This window comes from Bradyrhizobium manausense (genome assembly GCF_018129685.1).
Classification (GTDB): Bacteria; Pseudomonadota; Alphaproteobacteria; order Rhizobiales; family Xanthobacteraceae; genus Bradyrhizobium; species Bradyrhizobium manausense_D.
In genome coordinates, this window is the sequence record NZ_JAFCLG010000010.1 from 135,870 (window position 1) to 155,372 (window position 19,503).

Annotated in this window: 20 protein-coding genes and 1 tRNA gene; 10 read left to right on the forward strand and 11 right to left on the reverse strand. The window is 63.3% G+C overall.

Going from position 1 to position 19,503, the window contains the following annotated elements:
* From JQ621_RS23080 to JQ621_RS23090, 3 genes are all read left to right on the forward strand, one after another.
* Positions 1-324: a hypothetical protein gene (locus JQ621_RS23080; RefSeq protein ID WP_212236975.1), complete on the forward strand. Its 324-nt coding sequence runs from the start codon at positions 1-3 to the stop codon at positions 322-324.
* Complete coding sequence (locus JQ621_RS23085) at positions 302-1,195, forward strand: helix-turn-helix transcriptional regulator (RefSeq protein WP_212236976.1); 894 nt, start codon at positions 302-304, stop codon at positions 1,193-1,195. Before JQ621_RS23080 ends, JQ621_RS23085 begins: the two co-directional genes overlap by 23 nt.
* A gap of 104 nt (positions 1,196-1,299) precedes the next feature.
* A complete protein-coding gene (locus JQ621_RS23090; protein WP_212236977.1) occupies positions 1,300-2,514 on the forward strand; it encodes an ABC transporter substrate-binding protein in 1,215 nt (404 codons plus the stop codon).
* A 71-nt stretch (positions 2,515-2,585) separates the two neighbouring features.
* Here JQ621_RS23090 and JQ621_RS23095 read toward each other — a convergent pair whose 3' ends face one another.
* Positions 2,586-3,551 (reverse strand): TAXI family TRAP transporter solute-binding subunit, encoded by a 966-nt coding sequence (locus JQ621_RS23095; RefSeq protein ID WP_212237198.1) that lies wholly within the window; start codon positions 3,549-3,551, stop codon positions 2,586-2,588.
* A 104-nt stretch (positions 3,552-3,655) separates the two neighbouring features.
* Here JQ621_RS23095 and JQ621_RS23100 point away from each other — a divergent pair, with 104 nt between their 5' ends.
* From JQ621_RS23100 to JQ621_RS23110, 3 genes are all read left to right on the forward strand, one after another.
* Positions 3,656-4,630 (forward strand): Bug family tripartite tricarboxylate transporter substrate binding protein, encoded by a 975-nt coding sequence (locus tag JQ621_RS23100; RefSeq protein ID WP_212236978.1) that lies wholly within the window; start codon positions 3,656-3,658, stop codon positions 4,628-4,630.
* 313 nt (positions 4,631-4,943) lie between these two features.
* Positions 4,944-5,019: transfer RNA gene (locus JQ621_RS23105), tRNA-Ile, on the forward strand.
* A gap of 158 nt (positions 5,020-5,177) precedes the next feature.
* Positions 5,178-5,831 carry a hypothetical protein gene (locus JQ621_RS23110; protein ID WP_212236979.1) on the forward strand — a complete coding sequence of 218 codons (654 nt, stop codon included), beginning with the start codon at positions 5,178-5,180 and terminating at the stop codon, positions 5,829-5,831.
* Between the two features lie 758 nt (positions 5,832-6,589).
* Here JQ621_RS23110 and JQ621_RS23115 read toward each other — a convergent pair.
* From JQ621_RS23115 to JQ621_RS23130, 4 genes are all read right to left on the reverse strand, one after another.
* Entirely contained in the window at positions 6,590-7,204 is a 615-nt protein-coding gene (locus JQ621_RS23115) for a sensor histidine kinase (RefSeq protein ID WP_212236980.1), read from the reverse strand.
* 205 nt (positions 7,205-7,409) lie between these two features.
* A complete protein-coding gene (locus JQ621_RS23120; protein WP_212236981.1) occupies positions 7,410-7,568 on the reverse strand; it encodes a hypothetical protein in 159 nt (52 codons plus the stop codon).
* Between the two features lie 115 nt (positions 7,569-7,683).
* On the reverse strand, positions 7,684-7,971 hold the full coding sequence (locus tag JQ621_RS23125) for a hypothetical protein (RefSeq protein WP_212236982.1): 288 nt from the start codon (positions 7,969-7,971) through the stop codon (positions 7,684-7,686).
* Between the two features lie 261 nt (positions 7,972-8,232).
* Entirely contained in the window at positions 8,233-9,636 is a 1,404-nt protein-coding gene (locus JQ621_RS23130) for a TAXI family TRAP transporter solute-binding subunit (protein ID WP_212236983.1), read from the reverse strand.
* Between the two features lie 304 nt (positions 9,637-9,940).
* Between JQ621_RS23130 and JQ621_RS23135 the strand changes: the two genes are divergently transcribed.
* Both JQ621_RS23135 and JQ621_RS35800 read left to right on the forward strand, forming a co-directional pair.
* Entirely contained in the window at positions 9,941-10,687 is a 747-nt protein-coding gene (locus JQ621_RS23135; RefSeq protein ID WP_212236984.1) for an SDR family oxidoreductase, read from the forward strand.
* Between the two features lie 80 nt (positions 10,688-10,767).
* Positions 10,768-10,896, forward strand: a complete 129-nt coding sequence (locus tag JQ621_RS35800) for a hypothetical protein (RefSeq protein ID WP_007600646.1) — start codon at positions 10,768-10,770, stop codon at positions 10,894-10,896.
* Between the two features lie 326 nt (positions 10,897-11,222).
* On the opposite strand, the gene JQ621_RS23140 is transcribed toward JQ621_RS35800, so the two are convergent.
* Genes JQ621_RS23140 through JQ621_RS23160 form a run of 5 tightly spaced genes read right to left on the reverse strand, consistent with a single transcriptional unit; the run spans position 11,223 to position 16,483 of the window.
* On the reverse strand, positions 11,223-12,314 hold the full coding sequence (locus JQ621_RS23140) for a Gfo/Idh/MocA family protein (protein WP_212236985.1): 1,092 nt from the start codon (positions 12,312-12,314) through the stop codon (positions 11,223-11,225).
* A gap of 3 nt (positions 12,315-12,317) precedes the next feature.
* Positions 12,318-13,325 (reverse strand): Gfo/Idh/MocA family protein, encoded by a 1,008-nt coding sequence (locus JQ621_RS23145; protein WP_212236986.1) that lies wholly within the window; start codon positions 13,323-13,325, stop codon positions 12,318-12,320.
* Between the two features lie 50 nt (positions 13,326-13,375).
* Positions 13,376-14,248: a carbohydrate ABC transporter permease gene (locus JQ621_RS23150; RefSeq protein ID WP_212236987.1), complete on the reverse strand. Its 873-nt coding sequence runs from the start codon at positions 14,246-14,248 to the stop codon at positions 13,376-13,378.
* Positions 14,241-15,143, reverse strand: a complete 903-nt coding sequence (locus JQ621_RS23155; RefSeq protein ID WP_249125503.1) for a carbohydrate ABC transporter permease — start codon at positions 15,141-15,143, stop codon at positions 14,241-14,243. The genes JQ621_RS23150 and JQ621_RS23155 overlap by 8 nt, the downstream gene beginning before the upstream one ends.
* A 47-nt stretch (positions 15,144-15,190) precedes the next feature.
* Positions 15,191-16,483, reverse strand: coding sequence for an ABC transporter substrate-binding protein (locus JQ621_RS23160; RefSeq protein WP_212236989.1), 1,293 nt, complete (start codon positions 16,481-16,483; stop codon positions 15,191-15,193).
* Positions 16,484-16,842: 359 nt separating this feature from the next.
* On the opposite strand from JQ621_RS23160, the gene JQ621_RS23165 reads away from it, so the two are divergent.
* Both JQ621_RS23165 and JQ621_RS23170 read left to right on the forward strand, forming a co-directional pair.
* Positions 16,843-17,139, forward strand: a complete 297-nt coding sequence (locus JQ621_RS23165) for an antibiotic biosynthesis monooxygenase (RefSeq protein WP_212236990.1) — start codon at positions 16,843-16,845, stop codon at positions 17,137-17,139.
* 133 nt (positions 17,140-17,272) lie between these two features.
* On the forward strand, positions 17,273-18,703 hold the full coding sequence (locus tag JQ621_RS23170; protein ID WP_212236991.1) for a tetratricopeptide repeat protein: 1,431 nt from the start codon (positions 17,273-17,275) through the stop codon (positions 18,701-18,703).
* On the opposite strand, the gene JQ621_RS23175 is transcribed toward JQ621_RS23170, so the two are convergent.
* Positions 18,683-19,474 (reverse strand): adenylate/guanylate cyclase domain-containing protein, encoded by a 792-nt coding sequence (locus JQ621_RS23175; protein WP_212236992.1) that lies wholly within the window; start codon positions 19,472-19,474, stop codon positions 18,683-18,685. The genes JQ621_RS23170 and JQ621_RS23175 overlap by 21 nt on opposite strands.
* Positions 19,475-19,503 lie beyond the last annotated feature (29 nt).

The following is a 19,503-nucleotide window of genomic DNA, read 5'->3' on the forward strand; positions in this document are numbered from 1 at the left end:
ATGATGGACCATGCAGCGTGCGGTTTGGCAACCGCTCGTGACCGCGCAAGGACCGGTCCGCCGGGAAAGTTCGGCAATGCATCAAGCGGCACGTTGATTGCGTTCTCGCGTACCAAGGCGGGTCGCAAGGCTCGCACCATCAGCGCGACGCAGAATCCTCAACCAAAGTCGAAACACGCGTCAGGATGTGTTGCAAAGCGACGAGATCATCAGGCATGGTCCGCGCGGAAGAAAATCGAAGTGCAGAATTCCACCTGCGTTGAACGTCAAAAAGAAGCAAGAATTTGCATAGGAATGCAGGATGGAATTCCTGACGACCAGTGAAGCCGCGGACTATCTCCGTCTCGGCGAACGCAAGCTCTACGAACTCGTCACCAACGGCGCGATCCCGTGCACCAAGGTGACCGGCAAATGGCTCTTCCCGCGGCACGAACTCGATCTCTGGGTGCTCTCGGGCATGGCGCGTCCGGCCGGCATGCGGACGGCGGAGCCGCCGCCGGTCGTCGGCGGCAGCCAGGATGAGCTGCTGGATTGGAGCCTGCGCGAGTCCGGTTCAAGCCTTGGCTTCATGACCGAAGGCAGTGCACGCGGGCTCGAGCGGCTGCAGCGCGACGAGGTCATGGCGGTTGCCGTGCACTTCCACAGCCTCGATGCCGAGGGCAATCTCGCCGCCGATGCCAGTGCGACGGCGCTGCGCGACGCGCCGGACCTGCATGATGCGCTGCTGGTGGCCTTCGTACGCCGCGAGCAGGGCCTGGTGCTGCCGTCGGGCAATCCGATGCGGCTGAGCGGGCTTGCCGACGTGCTGGCGCTCGGCGCCAAGGTCGCGATGCGACAACAGGGCACGGGCGCGCAGATGCTGCTCGATACGCTGCTGGCGCGCGCGGGCGCCTCGGCGCGTGATCTGCGGCGGGTCGAGACGCCTGCTCTCACCGGCCCTGATCTTGCCGAAGTGGTCCGCGCCGGCCAAGCCGATTGCGGTGTCGCGACGCGCGCCGCGGCGCGGTCCGCGGGGCTCGATTTTGTACCGCTGGTCTGGGAGAATTTCGACCTCGCGATGCGGCAGCGCAGCTATTTCCGCCCGGCCATGCAGGCCCTGATCCGGTTCCTCAGCGAACGTCGGCTACGCCAGCGCGCCGAGGAGCTCACCGGCTATGACCCCTCGCCTGCCGGGCAGATCCGCTTCGCGGCCTGAGATTGACGCCCACCCCCAAATAGTTGCAAAAGAAACCAATTCAGCCGGGCCGTACCCGGGACAGGCAATTGTCGGCCAACGCGCCGGATCAGGGGAGGACAAGCGTGAATCCAATGACATTTGGACTGCCGGTCGCGGCCGCCTTGGCGGCGGCGCTGCTGTCGGGCACAGCTTCGGCGCAGGTGTCCGACGACATCGTCAAGATCGGCGTGCTCACCGACATGAACGGCCCGGCCTCCGCGCCGACCGGCCAGGGCTCGGTGACGGCGGCGCAGATGGCGATCGACGATTTCGGCGGCACCGTGCTCGGCAAGCCGATCAGCATCGTGGTCGGCGATCACCAGCTCAAGGCCGACATCGGCGCCTCGCTGGCGCGGCGCTGGTACGACGTCGAGCAGGTCGACCTGATCGTCGACGTACCGGTCTCGGCGGTGGGCCTCGCGGTGCAGAACATCGCCAACGAGAAGAAGCGGCTGTTCATCACCCACTCCACGGGGACCGCCGACTTCCACGGCAAGTTCTGCTCGCCCTATGCGATGCAGTGGGTGTTCGACACCCGCGCCCTCGCGGTCGGCACCGCGGACGCCGTGGTCAAGCGCGGCGGCGACAGCTGGTTCTTCATCACCGACGACTACGCCTTCGGCCACTCGCTCGAACGCGACGCTTCCAGCATCATCACCGCCAATGGCGGCAAGGTGCTGGGCTCGGTGAAGCCGCCGCTGGCAACGCCCGACCTCTCCTCCTTCGTGCTGCAGGCGCAGGCCTCCAAGGCCAAGATCATCGGCATCGCTGCCGGCCCCCCCAACAACATGAACGAGATCAAGACCGGCTCGGAGTTCGGCGTGTTCAAGGGCGGCCAGCAGATGGCGGCGCTGCTCGCGCTGATCACCGACATCCACGGCCTCGGCCTGCAGGCGGCGCAGGGCCTGCTGCTGACGACCTCGTTCTATTGGGACATGGACGACAAGACGCGCGAATGGTCGAAGCGCTATTTCGCCAAGATGAACAAGATGCCGTCGATGTGGCAGGCCGGCGTCTATTCATCAGTGATCCACTATCTCAACGCCATCAAGGACGCCGGCACCGACGATCCGCTCAAGGTCGCCGCCGCGATGCGCGCAAAACCGGTCGAGGATTTCTTCGCCCGCAACGGCAGGCTTCGCGATGACAATCTGATGGTGCACGACCTCTGGCTGGTGCAGGTGAAGACGCCGGAGGAAAGCAAATATCCGTGGGACTATTACAAGATCCTCACCACGATTTCCGGCGACAAGGCGTTCGGGCCGCCGGACCCGGCATGCGCGATGGTGAAGAAGTGAAAGAGGCGAATGGCGAATAGGGAGTAGCGAATGAAGAAGAGCTTCATTCGCTGTTCACCACTCGCCATTCGCTACTTCACTACACCGACCTCGCGAAAATATTTCATCACGCCCGGATGGATCAGCTCCGGCCTCGGCGCGGCGGCGACGGTGTTCGCCGCATTGGTCTCGCAGGCCTGGGCGAGCTTCTTGCAGAACGTCGCCTCGACATTATGCAGCGTCTTTGCCAGACGATAGGCGACATCGTCGGGCAGATCCTCGCGCGTCAGCACGAAGCTCCAGGAGCCGAGCGAGGCGATCGGCTCGCGCTGGTTCGGGTAGCTGCCTGATGGCACGGTCAGCGGCTTCAGGAATGGATGCCTGGCGCGGATGCGCGTGATCTCTTCAGCGCTCGGCGCGATGAAGCGCGCGCCTGCGGCGCTCGAGGCCACCGCGGCAAAGCCGGGCCAGCCGATGCCGGCGCCCCAGAGCGCTGCGACGCGGCCGTCCTCGACCATTGCGGGGCCGTCGCCGGCGCGGTCGAGATAGATGGCCTTGAAGTCCTCGTCCTGCCTCAACCCGAGACCGTCGAGCACGTAGCGCGCCAGGATCGGCAGGCCCGAGCCCTTGGCGCCGAACGCGACCGGCTGGCCGACCAGATCGGCAATCGTCTTGTAGGGGCTGTCCGCCCGCACGACGAACATGCCAGGATTCGAATAGATCGCCGTCAAGATCTTCAACCGCACCGGTGCGCGCCCGATGCCGGCAAAGGCCTCATAGGCCGGCTCGCCCGCGACAAGAGCGAGATCGAGTTCGCCCTTCTCCAAGAGCGGAATGTTTTCGTTGCTGCCCCTGGTGTTGCGCGGGGCGATGCTGAGCGAGGGATCCGCGGCGTTCATCACCTCCGCGAAGGCGTTGCCATAGAGCGGGAAGCCGCCGCCGGGCGTCGCCGTGCCCAGGCTGATCGTCACGGTGGAAATGGCCTTGCCTCCGGTTTGAGCAGCAGCGGAGCCGGGCAGCAGCGCCGCGCCGAGAAGGATGGGAACTGCGAATTTCATCATCGGTCCGGCTGCGCCTGCGTCAACATCGACGAGAGGCGATGTAGGCAGCGGGCGGTTTTTGTGAAAGCATGCCGCCCAACAATAAAGCAATGGGAGGCGACATGTTGCGAATCTTGCGGGGCGCTGGTTTCGGGCTGATGTTTCTTCTCGCGCTCGTCGCCGCGTCCCCTCCCGCCTCCGCCGGCTACCCTGATCGTCCCGTGCATTGGCTGATCGGCTTTGCCGCCGGCGGCCCGGTCGACATCGTCGCGCGGATCATGGCGCAGGCGCTGTCGGACCGGCTCGGCCAGCAATTCATCGTCGAGAACCGCGCCGGCTCCGGTGGCAACATCGCGGCGGCCGCCGCGATCAATGCGCCGGCCGACGGCTACACGCTGCTGTTCGTCGCGCCCAACAACGCGATCTCGACCTCGCTCTACAAGAAGCTGCCGTTCGACTTCCTGCGCGACACCGTGCCGGTGGCGAGCATCATGCAGCTCACCAACATGCTGGTCGTCTCCAACGCGATGCCGGTGAAGACGGTGCAGGAGTTCATCGACTATTGCAAAGCCAACCCCGGCAAGATCTCGTTCGCTTCGTCCGGCAACGGCACCTCGGTGCACATGTCGGCGGAGCTGTTCAAGGCGATGACCAAGTGCGACATGGTGCACGTGCCCTATCGCGGATCGGCGCTCGCCTTCCCCGACATCATCTCCAACAAGGTGCAGCTGATCTTCGACAATCTGCCCTCCGCGCTCGAGCAGTCGCGCGGCGGCAATGTCCGCGCGCTCGGCGTGACCTCGCCGCAGCGCTGGCCGGCCGTGCCCGACGTGCCGGCGATCGCCGAGACCGTGCCGGGTTTCGAATCGGTCGGCTTCTACGGCATCTCCGCGCCGAAGGGCACGCCGGGCGAGATCGTCGAGCTCCTCAACAAGACGGTCAACGAGGCGCTGGCCGACCCGAAGGTCCTCGCGCGGCTGAGCGAGAACGGCGGCATCCCCAAGCCGATGACGCCGGCCGAGTTCGGCAAGCTCGTCACTGATGAGACGGAGAAGTGGAAGAAGGTCGTGGAGTTCGCCGGCGTCTCGGTGGACTGAGCGGGCGACGGAGGGGCGCTTCGCGGGTCCCATCTCGTCAGGACGGGAAAAACAACCCCATGCACAGTAGAAAAGTCAGGCGATTTCAGCAAGTTACGACAACGAAACCGAACATCACCCAAAAAACGTTTGATCCGTCGGGCAAAACAGGCGTATAAGGGCATCATCGTAGAATTCGGTTATTCGGAATACCTCCCGGGCCACGACGCCGGCAGTTCGATCGCGGCGTCCCGGCATTGCACCCCCGCCTCCATCCCTGTAAACGAACCGCGCACCGTTGCCGGCCGCGCCTTCCCGCGGCCGCCCTGCGGCGGGGCCTGTAGCTCAATGGTTAGAGCCGGCCGCTCATAACGGTCTGGTTGCAGGTTCGAGTCCTGCCGGGCCCACCACGCTTCGCCCTGCGGGCTACGCGTGGCGCAGCCACGCGGAGAGCGAAGGGCGAAGCGTGGTGTCCGGCGTAGCTGGAGCGAAGCGAAAGCGAAGACGGACTGGTCGCCCTGCGGGCTACGCGTGGCGCAGCCACGCGGAGACCGAAGCGCGAAGCGTGGTGTCCGGCGAAGCTGAAAGCGAAGACGGACGAAAGCCTGTTCGTGCTTGCAACTCCAAAGACCTCTTCGATAAATTTGAAACCATGACCTCCTTTGCCCGAACTCCCGAGAAAATTGTTCATACGCTCCGGTGGCTGCCACTTGTTACCGCTATTGCCGCGGTCACGACTGCGGCCCCCTTTGCATGGGATAAACACTTTGGCACCTTTCTGCTTCTCATCTTCATCTACTTGCCCGCGGTGGCATTGGTTAGCATCGGGCTCTGCATCTGGGCAGGCGTTGAGAGAAAGTCGCCCCGAGCGCGTTCGATCGTCATCTCGCTGGTGGTGATGCTCACGCTGGCCTGCGGAACATTCTGGGCACTGCCTCTAGCGAAGGATGAAGTTCGGTTTCTAGCCTGGTCGCTCTCTCACGATGACGCAATGCGAGAGTTCGCGGACAGGGACTCGGTTATGCTGGATTGGGAAAGCTGGGGAATGGCAGGCATGGAAAACGACGCTTACCTCGTCTCGAACCCGAGCGATAACCTCACTCAGGACGGCGGGGCTTCGAAGTGGCTCCGCCACGTTGGATCAAGTTGCGAAATCGTTGCTTCGAAACGGATGCGTCGTGGAATCTATATCGTCACGACTTACGATTGCCCGCTGCGATGAGGAACATGCTGGTGTGATGTTACGGTGACGCGAACGTTTTCTGTCATCATTCGTGCCAGCAAAATAGAGACTATCTCCTCGCTCATGGCCGCGAAAAGAACTCCGGACGACAGCAAAAGCGACTTGAGACGCACCTGCGCGCGTGAGAGGCGATTCATGGCGATACATGAGGCTGGTCATCTAGTGGTCGGCCAGCATTTCGGTCGTTGTCACGGGAGGCCAAGGCCCGTGGCACGAATCTACCGAAACGAGGACAGAGGCTCCCAAGGAAGAACGTGGTACGGACAAACGGAGATATACGACATTGATCTCATGGATCCTATCCAGCAGCGAATGATTGCGTGCGCAGGCACAGCTGCGACGTGCTTGTGGGACAAAAGAGAACTTCACGCGAGCTATTGGAAGGACCCGTCCTTCATGTCGCCCACAGACTGGGAATTGGCCGAATGCGTACCCGGAGAACCCGACCACCTGTGCACCGTGGCGATCACGAGGCTGAGCGTCCTGCTTCACAGGGAAGGACCGTTATGGACCAAGGTACAAATTGAAGCTCGGCGCCTTATAGTGGAGGCAAGATCGCCTTCAACCGCATTCACGCAAAGCAACCCAAGGTAAGGCGTCGTGGCAACCGCCTGTCACTGCAATTATCGTGTCTCACTTCAGGGGTGCAGTCCAGCACTGTCGCCGTAATTCCAAGTCATTTATTAGGATATTCCCAACGGAACTTTTCGAGCAAAAAACGCAGCTATGACCGCACTTTAGCCCCCGGCAGGATGTCGTTTGTCGGTAAGAGGCAACTGTTGTGCTGTGGGAATAACGTCATCAAACAGATGATCTGGTCCCAGATAATCAAAGGTTGAATGAGCGCGATGCCTCTCATTCATACGCTCAACCTCGGCAGCCAACCGATCAAGCATTGCCAATGTCTTGTCGTTATCGGCAACCTTCCGTTCCAAACGCAGAAGCGAACTTATGATTTGAAGCTGGTTGCCTGTCCGGTGGTTGATCTCGCGGATCAGCCGATCTTTCTCTTTGGTTCGATATGCAACCTCCTGCTCCAAAAGGGCACGCTGCTGCTTCGGCGAAGGCAGGTTCTTCATCTGTGGCAAGACAAAAGCGAATGCGATTGCAGTGCCGACTGACGCCGTTGCCGTGATCAGCCCGATGGTGACTTGCGCAGCGAGATATTCGACACCCGTGAAGGCCGACCATACGTGCACGACGTGGGTCAACCCGCAGGCGATGATAAATATCACGAACAACGTCCAAAGCCATGGGTAAGGTACATCGTCCTTCCGATGCCTGAGGACGACCGCCATAGTCACGGGAATGGCAAAATATGCCAGGGCAATGGACAAATCGGCCGCGAGCATGAGCCAGACCAGTCCGCCATATGACGTGCAAAATTGGTAGACTTGTTGAAACACCCCTAGCCCCGGAATGTGCCTTCAAAGACCAATAAACTGCGCATGGAACGAAAAGTTCCAACCCAAATTGGACAGTTGCCGACAAATTTGCAGATTTTGTTGGGGATTGGCCGGGCGGCAATGTCGAAGTTGTCTTTGGGTGACAGTGCACTCAATTCGCGATCTCGAAGGCTGATGAGTTAAGTGCACTGTCACCGTAATTCCCGTAATCCCGCTTCGGCTCCCGCGGGCGCGGCGCGCCATGCCGCACGACATTAGCCTGCGGCTTGGCCTGTTCAGGCAAATCTCCAAACAGCTTGTCATCGGCCATCGTCTGCTTCCTGCAAATCAGCCCTTGCACGGAATCACGCCCAGCGCCGCGCCCGCCATCACTTTCTACTCGGCTACAAAAGAATCACACCCTCTGAGATCCAACACTGTGACACTCATCGGGGAACGCCATCCCTGACGGCGGCTTCCGCCAAGGCGACAAAAACTCCTGGATTGCGCGATTTGAATCCCCCTGCCCTGTATGCAGCAAGCACCATTCTTAGTCGCTCTTGAACCAGCTCATTATTGCCACCGGCCCTGAAGGTATCGGGAGATTCGCAGTAGGCGCGGTGCGCATGAATAGTTGCCTCGTCGCCGAAGTGATGGAGCACTTGAAATGCTTCATTGCTGAAACCGAGCGTTACAAGCTCGTCCAACAAGCGGATTGTTTCCTGCGGATCCATGCTTCTTGCCTGGGCCGATGCCGCTAGCTCGGAGCCTTTGCTAGTTAGTTGCTGCTATCACAGACTGCTGCCACCGGCAAATGCTTCGGCTCCGCATATCGCCTGTGACAATAAACTGCCATACGGTGACAGTGCACTTAATTTGCGGATTCGAAGGCTGATGGATTGTATGCACTGTCACCGTAATACTGATCAAGAGGCGCCGCGGTGACCTTTGAGCAGCTGCGTCCAGCTCAATACGCTCTCACGTCCCACATGCCTCTACCGGCGAGCGGCAAGGCTCGGACTCTGAGTCTTCGCCTGATCGGTTGGATCGCTCTGCAACGTCGCTCGCCTTTCGGCGACGGCGTGATTGAACAGCTCGAGGACCAGATCGAATGCGGCCAGATCCTCCTGTTCGATCGCGCCGTCGTCGTAGCCCTTCAGGATTTCGCCGATGATCGCGTCGACTTCGCGTTGCGATGTCGACAGGTCCTGTTCGGACCGCGCGTTGCGAACCTCCGCGACCACGGCAAGAATGCGGTTGCGGTGGCTGGTGTCGTCGTCCCCTTCGTCCCGGTTCAGATAGCGGCGCAGCCAGGCGGCGGCCGAACCGATGCCGGACAGAAGCAGCAAGGCGAACCAGAAATAGTCGCCGTACCGGTCCAGAAAGGTCCGCTCCGTCCCGTTGATGACCGCCGCGGCCCCCCTGTGCACGGAGGGCTCCGCCTCCTTCTCCGTGTCGGGCTTGGTAATGTGCGCGGCGCCGGCGACACGTTGCGCGATGGTGTCGCGCACGGCGAAAAGCTGCCGATAGAAGGCCGCCGCTCTGGCTTCCGACAGTTCCTTTCTGGCCAGGATGAGATGATTGACGCTGATGGTGTCGACCTTGTCCTCGGGCCAGGCCGGGCTCGCGCTGAAGACGCTGCCCGGAATCTCCTCGGCGTCGTAGCGGGGGTGCTTCAAGGCGATGGCCTCGGACGTGTCCACGGCAAGAAACTTCGGGGCGCCGCGCGATCCGGCCGTCGCCGCGATCGCGTCGGCGGTGATCCTGCTGTCGAGCGGACCGACGGCGAGATACGCATCGAGGGTGGCGTCCTGGGCAAGCTTCTGGATTTCGTCGGTCCCGAACTGAGCCGTGGCAACCTTGTCGGGCTGCACGCCTGAGCCCTCCAGAACGGTCCGCAGGACCGCGACGTTGGCTCCTGACTTTCCGATGATGCCGACCTTGTGACCGGCGAGATCAGCGATCTCCTCGATCTTTGCCGTGGACTTCTTCCTGGCGTTCTTGCCCGGCCGGCCCGAGGGCGTCCACAGCACCACGTAATTCTTGCGGAGGACGGCCAATGTCTGCGCGTCGGCCGGCATGGCCAGATCGCCGCGGCCGATCGCGAGGTCGGCCTTTCCGGCGCCCAGCAGAGCCAGGGATGCGGCCGCTCCATCGGTGGTGATCGGAGCGAGCCTGACCGTCCTGCTCTCCTCCTCGAAAGCCTGGGCCATCGCCTGGACCACCTGATGGTCGTCGCTGCCCGCGGGCCCGACCGCGATCCGCAGGGTTTCGGGCTGCAGGACGTCAAAAAGCGCGGCCGCAGCGGCGGCAAAAACAACAAATCCGAGAACCAGCACGATCAACAGCCTGCGTTGGCGGCGGTCGTGGGCACTCCTGACGGGATCGGACGGTGACATCGGCAGACCCTACATCAACAAGCGCTGGCCCGGGAGTGACAAGTGCGCCGCCGCGAATTTGGGCGAACCGGGGGCTGAGCGGAAGGTTCCGTCGCGCGCGATCCTGTGACGGTGATAGTGCACTCCGTTCGCAGGCTTGAATCAGCTGTGCCGGACTGCCGCCTGACGTGAGATGCGCTATCGTCCTCGTTTTGCGCGGTCCCGCCTGAAGACGCGATGATGAGCAAACGGCCGACACCATTGCGTGCACCGCGGCAGCCCCCATCTGTCTGGCCAGACCAACCACCCAGCCCAGGACACCATCATGGCCAAGCTCGACGGCAAGATCGCTCTCATCAGCGGCGGCACCACCGGCATCGGCGCCGAGACTGCCAAACTGTTTCAATCCGAGGGCGCGACCGTCGTCGTCACCGGCTCCAGCGAGCGCTCGGTGGAGGCCGCCAAGGCGGCGCTGCCTGGCATCGAGGTGCTGCTCTCGGACGCCGGCAACGTGGCCGCCACGAAGGCGCTGGTCGACCAGGTCAAGGCCAAGCACGGCCGCATCGACGTGCTGTTCGTCAACGCCGGCATCGCCAAGTTCGCGCCGATCGCACAAGTCGATGAGGCGCTCTACGACAGCCAGTTCAACGTCAACGTGAAGGGCGCGTTCTTCCTGATCAAGCATGCCATTCCGGTCATTCCGGACGGCGGCGCGATCATCCTGACCGCTTCGGTGGCGGGCGCGACTGGCGGCCTCGGCGGCGCCACCGTCTACGGCTCGACCAAGGCGGCGCTGCGCTCGTTCGGCCGCACCATCGCCAAGGAGCTGACCCCGCGCGGCATCAGGGTCAACACCATCAGCCCGGGTCCGATCATCACCCCGATCCTCGACAAGGGCGGCCTCACGCCCGCCCAGAAGGAGGGCTTCATCGAAGGCGCCAAGACCCGCATCCCGCTAGGCCGCACCGGCACGGCGGCTGAAGTGGCCGCAGCCGCGCTCTACCTTGCCGCCGACGCCACCTACACCACCGGCGCCGAACTGTTCGTCGACGGCGGCCTGGTCGACCTGTAGGGTCTTTTTGCGAAGCTGCGACGTGGCGCCCTCGCCAGACATGGCGAGGGATCATGGTCGCACGGCGTCAGGAGACTTTCATGACGAGCGAAAAAGGCCCGAACATCAAGAAGAAGCAGAAATGCAAGAATTGCGAGGGCAAAGGCCTGCTCAAGAAGGGCGACAAGGTGGTGAAGTGCCAGCGCTGCAAGGGCACCGGCGTGCGGTGAAGTCGGGTTGACCTCTCATGGCATGACGGCATTAAGGTGACAGTGCACTCAATTCGCTGGCTCGAAGGCTCATGAGTTAAGTGCACTGTCACGTAATTGATGAAAGCAGGTCTTCAGAGGGGAAGCCCCTTTCCCGCCGGAAATCCAACGGAAACCCGGTGAGCAAACGCGCACGAACGTGCACAAGAAAGCATTACGGTGACAGTGCACTCAATTCGCTCTCTCGAAGGCTCATGAGTTAAGTGCACTGTCACCGTAATTACGTAACTACCCCATCATGCGCCTGAGCGGGGCGCAGCGAAGGCCGAAATCGCGTTGCTTCCGCCTCATTGACCCGGCGCGGGCGCCGCTGCCGGCCGCCAGCCGCGATATTTCGGATGGTCCTTGCCGATCGGCAGCCTCACCGCCGCGCCGGTTTCGGCGGCGTGATAGAGCGCGGTGATCAGCTCCAGCGAACGCCGCGCGTCCTGCAACGTCACCGGCAACGGGCCGCCATTTTCCAGCGCCTGGTGATAAGCCGCCATCAAGCCCTCGAACCGCGACGGCACGAACGCGAACCCGTCCAGCGCGCCGGCGATATCAGCTTCGGCTTCCGGCGAGGTCGCGATGATCTGCCAGGGATCGTCGCCGGGCGCATAAGGCGACAGCGAGCTCTCGAAGGTGACGTGCTCGAAGCAGAACCGGAGACGGCTGATCTCTTTGGCCGATCCCAGCGTGGCGGCCAGCGATGCCAGCGCGCCGCTTTGCATCACGAGGCTCGCCACCGCGCAATCCTCGACCTCGATCGCGTTCACGCGCGTTGCGGTTCGCGCATACACTTCGGAGATGTCGCCCATCAGCCAGGTCAGGATGTCGTGGGAATGGATGGCGTGGGTGAGCAGCGCCCCGCCGAGCTCGGTCGCGAAGCGGCCGCGCCACGGCACGGAATAATAGGCGGCGCCGCGCAGCCAGGCGGTTTCGATAGTCGCCAGGTAAGGCTTGCCGGCGAGACCAAGCTCGATGATGCGCCGCGCCTTCTGCAGGCCGTTGCCGAAGCGATACTGGAACACCGGCATGATGCGCCCGCGCGCTCCGGCCTCGGCGGCGACGATCCGGTCGATCTCGTGCAGCGAGCCGACCAGCGGCTTTTCGCAGATCACGTGCTTGCCCGCTGCAAGCGCCGCCATCACTTGCGGAAAGTGCAGCGTCGGCGGCGTGCAGATATCGACGATGTCGATATCGTCCATCGCCAGCACCTCGTCGAACGAGGTGGTCCGGCGGGCGACCTCGAACTCGTCCCCGACGGCGGCGAGACGTTCCTCGCTGAGGTCGCAGATCGCCTGCAGATCGAACCGGTCGCGCAAGCGCGCATAAGCTTCGTCGATATGGCTGCGGCCGATGCCGAGCCCGACAACGGCGACTGTCCTGCGCTTCGACATGCCTTACACCCGTCCTTCCGCCATCGCCTGCGCGGTGAGCGCCAGCTCCATGGCCTTGAAGCAGCGCGCCTGCGGGATCGCGGTCTCGGTGCGGTCGCGCACGTCGGCGATGAGCTGGCGGCCATAGGGCAGCTCGACATTGGAACAGTCGATCCGATGGACACCCTTGCGATCGACCATGATGAGGTGGTCGATGCCCCCCTGCCCGGCGACGTCGATATATTTGCGCAGCTCCATGTAGCCCTCCGTGCCGAGAATGGTGATGCGGCCGTCACCCCAATTGGGCAAGCCGTCGGGGGTGAACCAGTCGACACGGACATAGCCGGTGACGTCGCCGGTCTGCAGCAGCATTTCGCCGAAATCCTGCAACTCCGGCCTGTCGGGATTGGCACGGTTGGCGACGGTCGCGCTGACGACTTTGGCGTCGAGCGCGTCGGCGAAGAACAGGAACTGCTCGCATTGATGCGAGGCGATGTCGGTCAGGACGCCGCCGGTGCGCTCGCGCGAATAGAACCAGTCGGGCCGCGGCAGATTCTTCAGCTTGTGCGGGCCGAGCCCGACGGTGTTGATGACCTTGCCGATCGCGCCTGATGCGATCAGCTCGCCGGCCTTCACGGTGCAGCGGGTCTCGAAATGCTCGGAATAGCAGATCGAATAGATCCGCTTGGTCTCGGCCTGCACGGCGCGCACCTCGGCCAATTGCTCAAGCGACGTCATGCCCGGCTTGTCGCTCATATAGTCCTTGCCGTGGCGCATCACCTCGATGCCGAGCGGCGCGCGGTCGGCGGGAACTCCGGACGACAGAATCAGCGCGATGGATTTGTCCTCGAGCAATCTCGCCCGCTCGGCGACTCGCGGCGCCTGCGGATATCTTGCCGCGAAAGCCTTCGCCAGATCGTCCTCGACGGCATGAAAGCCGACCAGCTCCGCGCCGGCGTTCAGCAGGCATTCCACCTGGCCGTAGATATGGGCGTGATTGATGCCGATCGCGGCGAAACGCAATTTGCTCATGGCTTTTCTTCTCTCGTTGGCAGTTCATGCGGGTGATGCGTCCTGCAAGGTCAGCCCTTCAACCCGGTGGTGGCGATGCCGTCGATCAACAGGCGCTGGAAGAACAGGAAGAGCGCGAACAGCGGCAGCAGCGTCAGCGTAGACATGGCGAACAGCGCGCCCCAGTCGGACTTGCCGGTGGAATCGACGAAGCTGCGCAAGCCGAGCTGCACCGTGTAGGAGTTCATGTCGTTGAGATAGATCAGCGGCCCGAAGAAGTCGTCCCAGGTCCAGATGAAGGTGAACACGGCGGCCGTGGCCAGCGCCGGCACCGACAGCGGCAGGATCACGATCCAGTAGATGCGCCAGGGACCGCAGCCGTCGATCATCGCGGCCTCGTCGAGCTCGCGCGGGATCGCGCGGAAGAACTGCACCAGCAGGAAAATGAAGAAAGCGTCCACCGCCAGGAATTTCGGCACGATCAAGGGCAGGAAGGTGTCGACCCAGTCGAGATTGAGGAACAGGATGTATTGCGGAATCAGCGTGACGTGATACGGCAGCATCAAGGTGCCGAGCATCAGCGCGAACCAGAATTTCTGGCCGCGGAACTTCAGCCGGGCGAACGCATAGGCCGCGAGCGAGCACGACATCACGTTGCCGACTACGCTGCACAGCGACACCACCAGTGAATTGAGGAAGAACTTCCCGAACGTCACCTGCAGCCCGGACCAGCCGCGCCAATAGGCGTCGAGGCTGAAATGGCGCGGCCAGAGCGAGGTGGTGCCGAAGATGTCGCTGTCCGGCTTGAACGAGCTCGCCAGCATCCACAAGAGCGGATACAGCATGGCGATCGAGGCGAGGCACAGCAGGACGTGATAGGTCAGCGCGCGGCGGCGTGGATCGCGCGGGGGCGAAACGTCATCCGGTGTCGCAAGATCAGCCATCGTAATGCACCCAGTAGCGCGACGACAGGAAGGACAGCGCGGTGAATACAGCGATGATCACCACCAGCACCCAGGCCAGCGCGGACGCATAGCCCATGCGGAAATAGGCAAAGGCCTCCTGGTAGAGATAGAGCGTGTAGAACAGCGTCGCGTCGATCGGGCCGCCGGTGCCGCCACTGATGATGAAGGCCGGCGTAAAGGCCTTGAAGGCGTCGATGGTCTGCACCACGAGGTTGAAGAAAAGCACCGGCGTCAGCAGCGGCAGGGTGATCCGCCAGAATTGCTGGCTGCGGCTGGCGCCATCGATCTCCGCGGCCTCATAGACGTCCTTCGGAATCTGGCGCAGGCCGGCGAGAAAGATGATCATCGGCGAGCCGAATTGCCACACGCTCAACGCCACCAGCGTGTAGAGCGCGGTGTCGGGATTGGAGATCCAGCTCGGTCCGTGGATGCCGAAGATCTTCAGTGCCTGGTTGAGCAGGCCGTCGCTGGCAAACAGCTGGCGCCACAACACGGCGACGGCGACGCTCGCGCCGATCAGCGACGGCAGATAGAAGATCGCCCGATACAGCGGCAGGCCGCGCAAGCCCCGGTTCAGCATCATGGCGACCAGCAGTGCGAAGGCGAGTTTGAGCGGCACCGACAGCGCCACATAGAGAAACGTGACGTGCATCGCCGCGCTGAACTTGGGATCGCTCGTTGCGATGCGGATATAGTTGGCGGCGCCGACCCAGCGCGGACTGCTGAGCAGATCGTAATCCGTGAACGACAGATACAGCGAGATCAGTGCCGGCCCCAGCGTGAGGCCGAAAAATCCGACGAGCCAGGGCGCGAGAAAGAGATAACCGGTCGCACTCTCGCGCCAGGACAATTCAGCCGCCGGCGCGGCCGGCAAGGCCTGCCTCGCGGTCGCATCGTCGATCAGCGTATCCGCCACCTGATCTAACCGCGGGCCAGCACGGCGGACGCTTCGGCGACGAACTGCTTGGCGCCGTCCGCGGGTGTGAGACGGCCGAAACCGACCTGCTCGTTGACGCGTCGCAGCACACTCTGGATCTCGCCGGCGCCGCGCGGCGGCGGAGGCGGCAGCGGCCCGACCTTGTCGCTGATCAGGCTGATATAGTCGACCATGGCGCGTCCGAGGTCGTCGAGCGTCGGCGTCACGACACTGCGTATCGCTGAGGAGGCCGGCACGCCCCGTTCGACGCCGAGCAGCTTGCCGGCCTCGACGTCAGCGACGAAGTAACTGACCAGCTGAACCGCAGCCTCGGCCTGCTTCGACTGCGCCGAGACGCTCCACATCATCGCCGGCTTCAGATACTGGCCGGGCCTCGCGCCTTGTCCGCCATCCGGGAATGTGGAGAGGCCGAGCTTGCTCTTGTTGATGGCCTGGAAGCCGACGAGCTGGTTGGAGTGGGCAAAGGTCATCGCGATCTTGCCGAGCGACAACAGGTTCGAGTCGATCTCGCCGCGGTCGAGCGCCTGGGTATCCGGCGTGGCGCAAGCGCCGCGCTTGCGCATGTCACCCCAGAAGGCGAACCATTCGGTCATGTCCTTGTCGTCGTAACCGACCTTGCCCTCGCCCGTGTACAGCGACTTGCCACGCTGGGCGAGCCAGACCTCGAGCAGCGGCTCGTTGCCGCCGCCGTCCTCCATGCCCGTATAGCCCTCGCGCTTGGCGGCCTTGGTGACCTCGGCGGCGAGATCGCCGATCTCGCTCCAGGTCATGTTCCAGACCGGCTCTTTCAGGCCAAGGCTCTGAATCAGCCCCTTGTCATAGACCATCGCCGTCGAATTGAGGCCGAGGCTGACGCCGTAGATCTTGCCGTCGACCTTGCCGCTGTCGACGGCGGCCGGGCTGAAATCCGTCAGGTTGAGCGTTTTCGGCACGTAGGCGTCAAGCGGCAACAGGGCACCGCGGCGCGCGTATTCGAAGATGTAGCGGTAATCCATCTGCAGCACGTCGGCCGCATTGCGACCGGCGGTTTGCGTCGCCAGCCGCGCCCAATAATCGGTCCAGCCGAGCGACTCGCCTGATATCGTCATGTCAGGATGGCTCGTCTGGTAGAGCTGATTGACCTTGTCGGTACGCTCCGCCCGCTCCTTGGCGCCCCACCAGAACATGCGCAGCCGCAAATCCCGCGCCGCAGCAGGCAAGCCAACGAGGCTCGCCAATGTTGCAGCGCCGATACCCGCTCCGATCAATGAACGACGCGACAGCGCAAGGCCGCTCATGACTTTCCCTCCCTGACCCGGTGTCGATCAAGGCGCCGCGTGACCGGCCGATGACACCAGTTGACAGCTTGCCATTGCGCGCGTTGAGCAACGTGCTTCTTGTTGCAAGCGATGAGAAGGTAGCGGCGCCGTATCGGCTTTGTCAAACGCGAGCCCGACGGCTTCAGGCCGTCGCAACATCCACCCGGCGAGATCCAGGCTCAGCGGCCATGTTCGGCGCGGAACCGCCGTGCTAAGCTCCGGGCGGGGATCGGATTGCAGTCCCGCAAATGAGCCGTGAAATGCGTGCGCCTTCAGGCGGCACGACCGCCTCGACGCCATTCATATTCGAAAATCATACAGAACCATGGGAGACGAGCGTGACCGCTTTCAATACCGTGCGTTTTCGCGTGAAGCCCGGGCGCGATCAGGACTTTCTGGATGCCCACAAGAATATTGGCACGGCCTGGCCGGGTCTGGTGCATGCCAACATCATCAAGACAGGCGATCATGCCTATTGCATCATCGCCGAATGGCATGACATCGACGCGTGCGTCAAAGCGCGACCGGACATGATTGCCACCCTGAATTCATTTCGCGAGACTCTCGAAGATCTGGGCAACGGCCTTGGCGTCACCGATCCGGTGGCAGGTCCGGTCGTCCTGTCCTTGAAATAAGCTCGCGTTCGAATGCAGGCCGCGGTGAGGTCATCACGGCGCAAACGGCCGCTGCGTCCAAAGCGCCAGCTCCACACCAGCTTCGCACCAGACATTGCGGCGACGAGACGCCGTCTCCCTTTCTGGTCAGCCGATGAACCGTAGTGAGCGCCGGGCCGCGGCCAGGCAGTCCCCTGATATCGCGCCGGAGAATTCGGCCGCCGTTCTGCAAAGTCTGGAGGCTGCGAAGCAGGGCCAGGCGTTGTTCGGCCGCGGCCGCTATGCCGAAGCGCTGGAATGCTTCAACGCATTCGAGCGGCTCAATCCCAATGTCGCGCCCCTGTATCAAACGCGCGGCCTTTGCCTGCAGCGGCTCGGCCGGTTCGCGGACGCGCAAGCCGACTTCGAGAGGTCCATCGCGCTGAACCCTGGCGAGGCCGAGACGCACAAGAATCTCGGTACACTGCACGCGCGCCTCGGCCGCATGGACCAGGCGTTTGCGAGCTTCGATCGCGCGCTCGCGCTTCGAACGGATTTCTCCGCAGCGCTCAACGAAAAGGCGCGGGCGCTGTGGAGCCTGCAATTGCTGGATGAGGCGTTCGCGACCTTTCACCGGTCGCTGGCGGTCGACCCCGGCAATGCGGACACGATCTGGAATCTCGCGCTGCTGCAGATGCTGACCGGAGATTTCGAGCGAGGCTGGCTTGGGCGCGAGGCCCGCTGGACAGCGCCGTCGCTCGGCCTTGCGCAGCGCGGCTTCTCCCAACCGCTCTGGCTTGGCGACCAGCCGGTCGACGGCAAGACCATCCTGCTCCATGCCGACGAGGCACTTGGCGATTCCATTCAGTTTGCGCGCTATGCCCCCATGGTGGCCGCGCTCGGGGCTCGGGTCATCCTGGAGGTCAAGCCGGCGGTCCGGCAGCTGCTGGCCGGCGTCCGCGGCGTTGCACATTGCGTCGACCGGTCATCGACTCCGTCGCTGGCGTTCGACCTGCATTGTCCTCTCGGAAGCCTGCCGCTGGCATTCGCGACGCGGCTCGACACGATCCCGCTCGCGGACTGCTACCTTCCCCTACCCGCGGCGGTGCAGGTGAACGCGTGGGAGCAGCGGCTTGGCCCCCGCACGCGCTTGCGCGTCGCTCTGGTCTGGTCGGGAGATCCCGGCCACAAGAACGATCACAACCGGTCGGTCGCCTTGCGCGCGCTGGCCCCGCTGCTCGATTGCGGCGTCCAGTTCGTGTCCCTGCAAAAGGGCATCCGCGACGACGACCGCGCCTTCCTCGGCGAACGTCGTGACATCATCGACCTCACGGACCAGCTCACCGATTTCAGCGACACCGCTGCACTGGTGTCCTGCCTCGACCTGGTGATCTCGGTCGACACCAGCGTCGTTCACCTCGCCGGCGCGCTTGGCGCGCCGGTCTGGACGATGCTGCCCTTCACCCCGGACTGGCGCTGGCTGCTCGATCGCGACGACAGCCCGTGGTATCGGTCGATGCGCTTGTTCAGACAACCCGCGCGAGGCGACTGGGCCGGCGTCGTGGACCAGGTTCGTACCGCTCTCCTAGGTTTCCACCCGGTATAACCGCCACCGCGCCGGCACGCCCTTGAGCTGGTGGCTGCCGTGATCCCTCAGACGGATCTGGGACTGCGCCGCGAGCAGGTCCTTCACCGCGCTCGAGACCAGCACTTCGCCGGCGCGCGCCTTGGCGGCCACGCGCGTGCCGATGTGGAAAGCGAGACCGACCATCTCGCCGCCGCTGATCGTATACTCACCGGCGTGCAGGCCGACCCTGATATCGAGACCGAGCGTGCGCACGGCCTTCTGAATCGCGGTCGCGCAATTGATGCCGGCGGCAGGCAGCTTGAAGGTCGCCAGCACGCCATCGCCTGTTGTCACGACTTCCTTGCCGCGCGAGGCCTTCAACTCCTTGCGGACGGCGGCGTAATACAGACCCACCACCTTGGTCCAGCGCGCATCGCCGAGCCTGGCGGCTTTGGCGGTGGAGCCGACGATGTCCACGACCAGGATCGTGGCGAGCGTCTGCTTGAGGTCGGCGCCCGCGGATTTGCGCCGGGTCGCGATGGTGCCGCTGAGCGGCTCATAGTCGTGACTGCGCCGCTTCGCGATCGCGGATTTCGTGTAGTCCTGGGCGCGTTTCGCCGTGCGGCAACGAATTGTCTTTTCCTGCGGCAGACGCGACCAATAGACCTTGCGTCCATTCCCCGCGCCCTGGACCTCCACAGCGCCCCATTTCAGGAACACCGCCGAGCCGACCCGCCGCACGCACCACGCCTTCGACGTGTATCCGGATACATTCGACTGATGCAGGCCGACACGAAGGAATTTGGGCATGACGACGCGGCTTGTGGACAGGCGGAGCT

Bases quoted from the DNA above. Each gene is read 5' to 3' on its own strand.
- JQ621_RS23175 (WP_212236992.1), bottom strand. From the start codon at position 19,474: ATGCCCAAATTCCTTCGTGTCGGCCTGCATCAGTCGAATGTATCCGGA.
- JQ621_RS23130 (WP_212236983.1), bottom strand. From the start codon at position 9,636: ATGTCACCGTCCGATCCCGTCAGGAGTGCCCACGACCGCCGCCAACGC.
- JQ621_RS23145 (WP_212236986.1), bottom strand. From the start codon at position 13,325: ATGAGCAAATTGCGTTTCGCCGCGATCGGCATCAATCACGCCCATATC.
- JQ621_RS23080 (WP_212236975.1), top strand. From the start codon at position 1: ATGATGGACCATGCAGCGTGCGGTTTGGCAACCGCTCGTGACCGCGCA.
- JQ621_RS23120 (WP_212236981.1), bottom strand. From the start codon at position 7,568: ATGGCCGATGACAAGCTGTTTGGAGATTTGCCTGAACAGGCCAAGCCG.
- JQ621_RS23160 (WP_212236989.1), bottom strand. From the start codon at position 16,483: ATGAGCGGCCTTGCGCTGTCGCGTCGTTCATTGATCGGAGCGGGTATC.
- JQ621_RS23135 (WP_212236984.1), top strand. From the start codon at position 9,941: ATGGCCAAGCTCGACGGCAAGATCGCTCTCATCAGCGGCGGCACCACC.
- JQ621_RS23085 (WP_212236976.1), top strand. From the start codon at position 302: ATGGAATTCCTGACGACCAGTGAAGCCGCGGACTATCTCCGTCTCGGC.
- JQ621_RS23125 (WP_212236982.1), bottom strand. From the start codon at position 7,971: ATGGATCCGCAGGAAACAATCCGCTTGTTGGACGAGCTTGTAACGCTC.
- JQ621_RS23170 (WP_212236991.1), top strand. From the start codon at position 17,273: ATGAACCGTAGTGAGCGCCGGGCCGCGGCCAGGCAGTCCCCTGATATC.
- JQ621_RS23115 (WP_212236980.1), bottom strand. From the start codon at position 7,204: ATGCTCGCGGCCGATTTGTCCATTGCCCTGGCATATTTTGCCATTCCC.
- JQ621_RS23100 (WP_212236978.1), top strand. From the start codon at position 3,656: ATGTTGCGAATCTTGCGGGGCGCTGGTTTCGGGCTGATGTTTCTTCTC.
- JQ621_RS35800 (WP_007600646.1), top strand. From the start codon at position 10,768: ATGACGAGCGAAAAAGGCCCGAACATCAAGAAGAAGCAGAAATGCAAG.
- JQ621_RS23095 (WP_212237198.1), bottom strand. From the start codon at position 3,551: ATGAAATTCGCAGTTCCCATCCTTCTCGGCGCGGCGCTGCTGCCCGGC.
- JQ621_RS23150 (WP_212236987.1), bottom strand. From the start codon at position 14,248: ATGGCTGATCTTGCGACACCGGATGACGTTTCGCCCCCGCGCGATCCA.
- JQ621_RS23140 (WP_212236985.1), bottom strand. From the start codon at position 12,314: ATGTCGAAGCGCAGGACAGTCGCCGTTGTCGGGCTCGGCATCGGCCGC.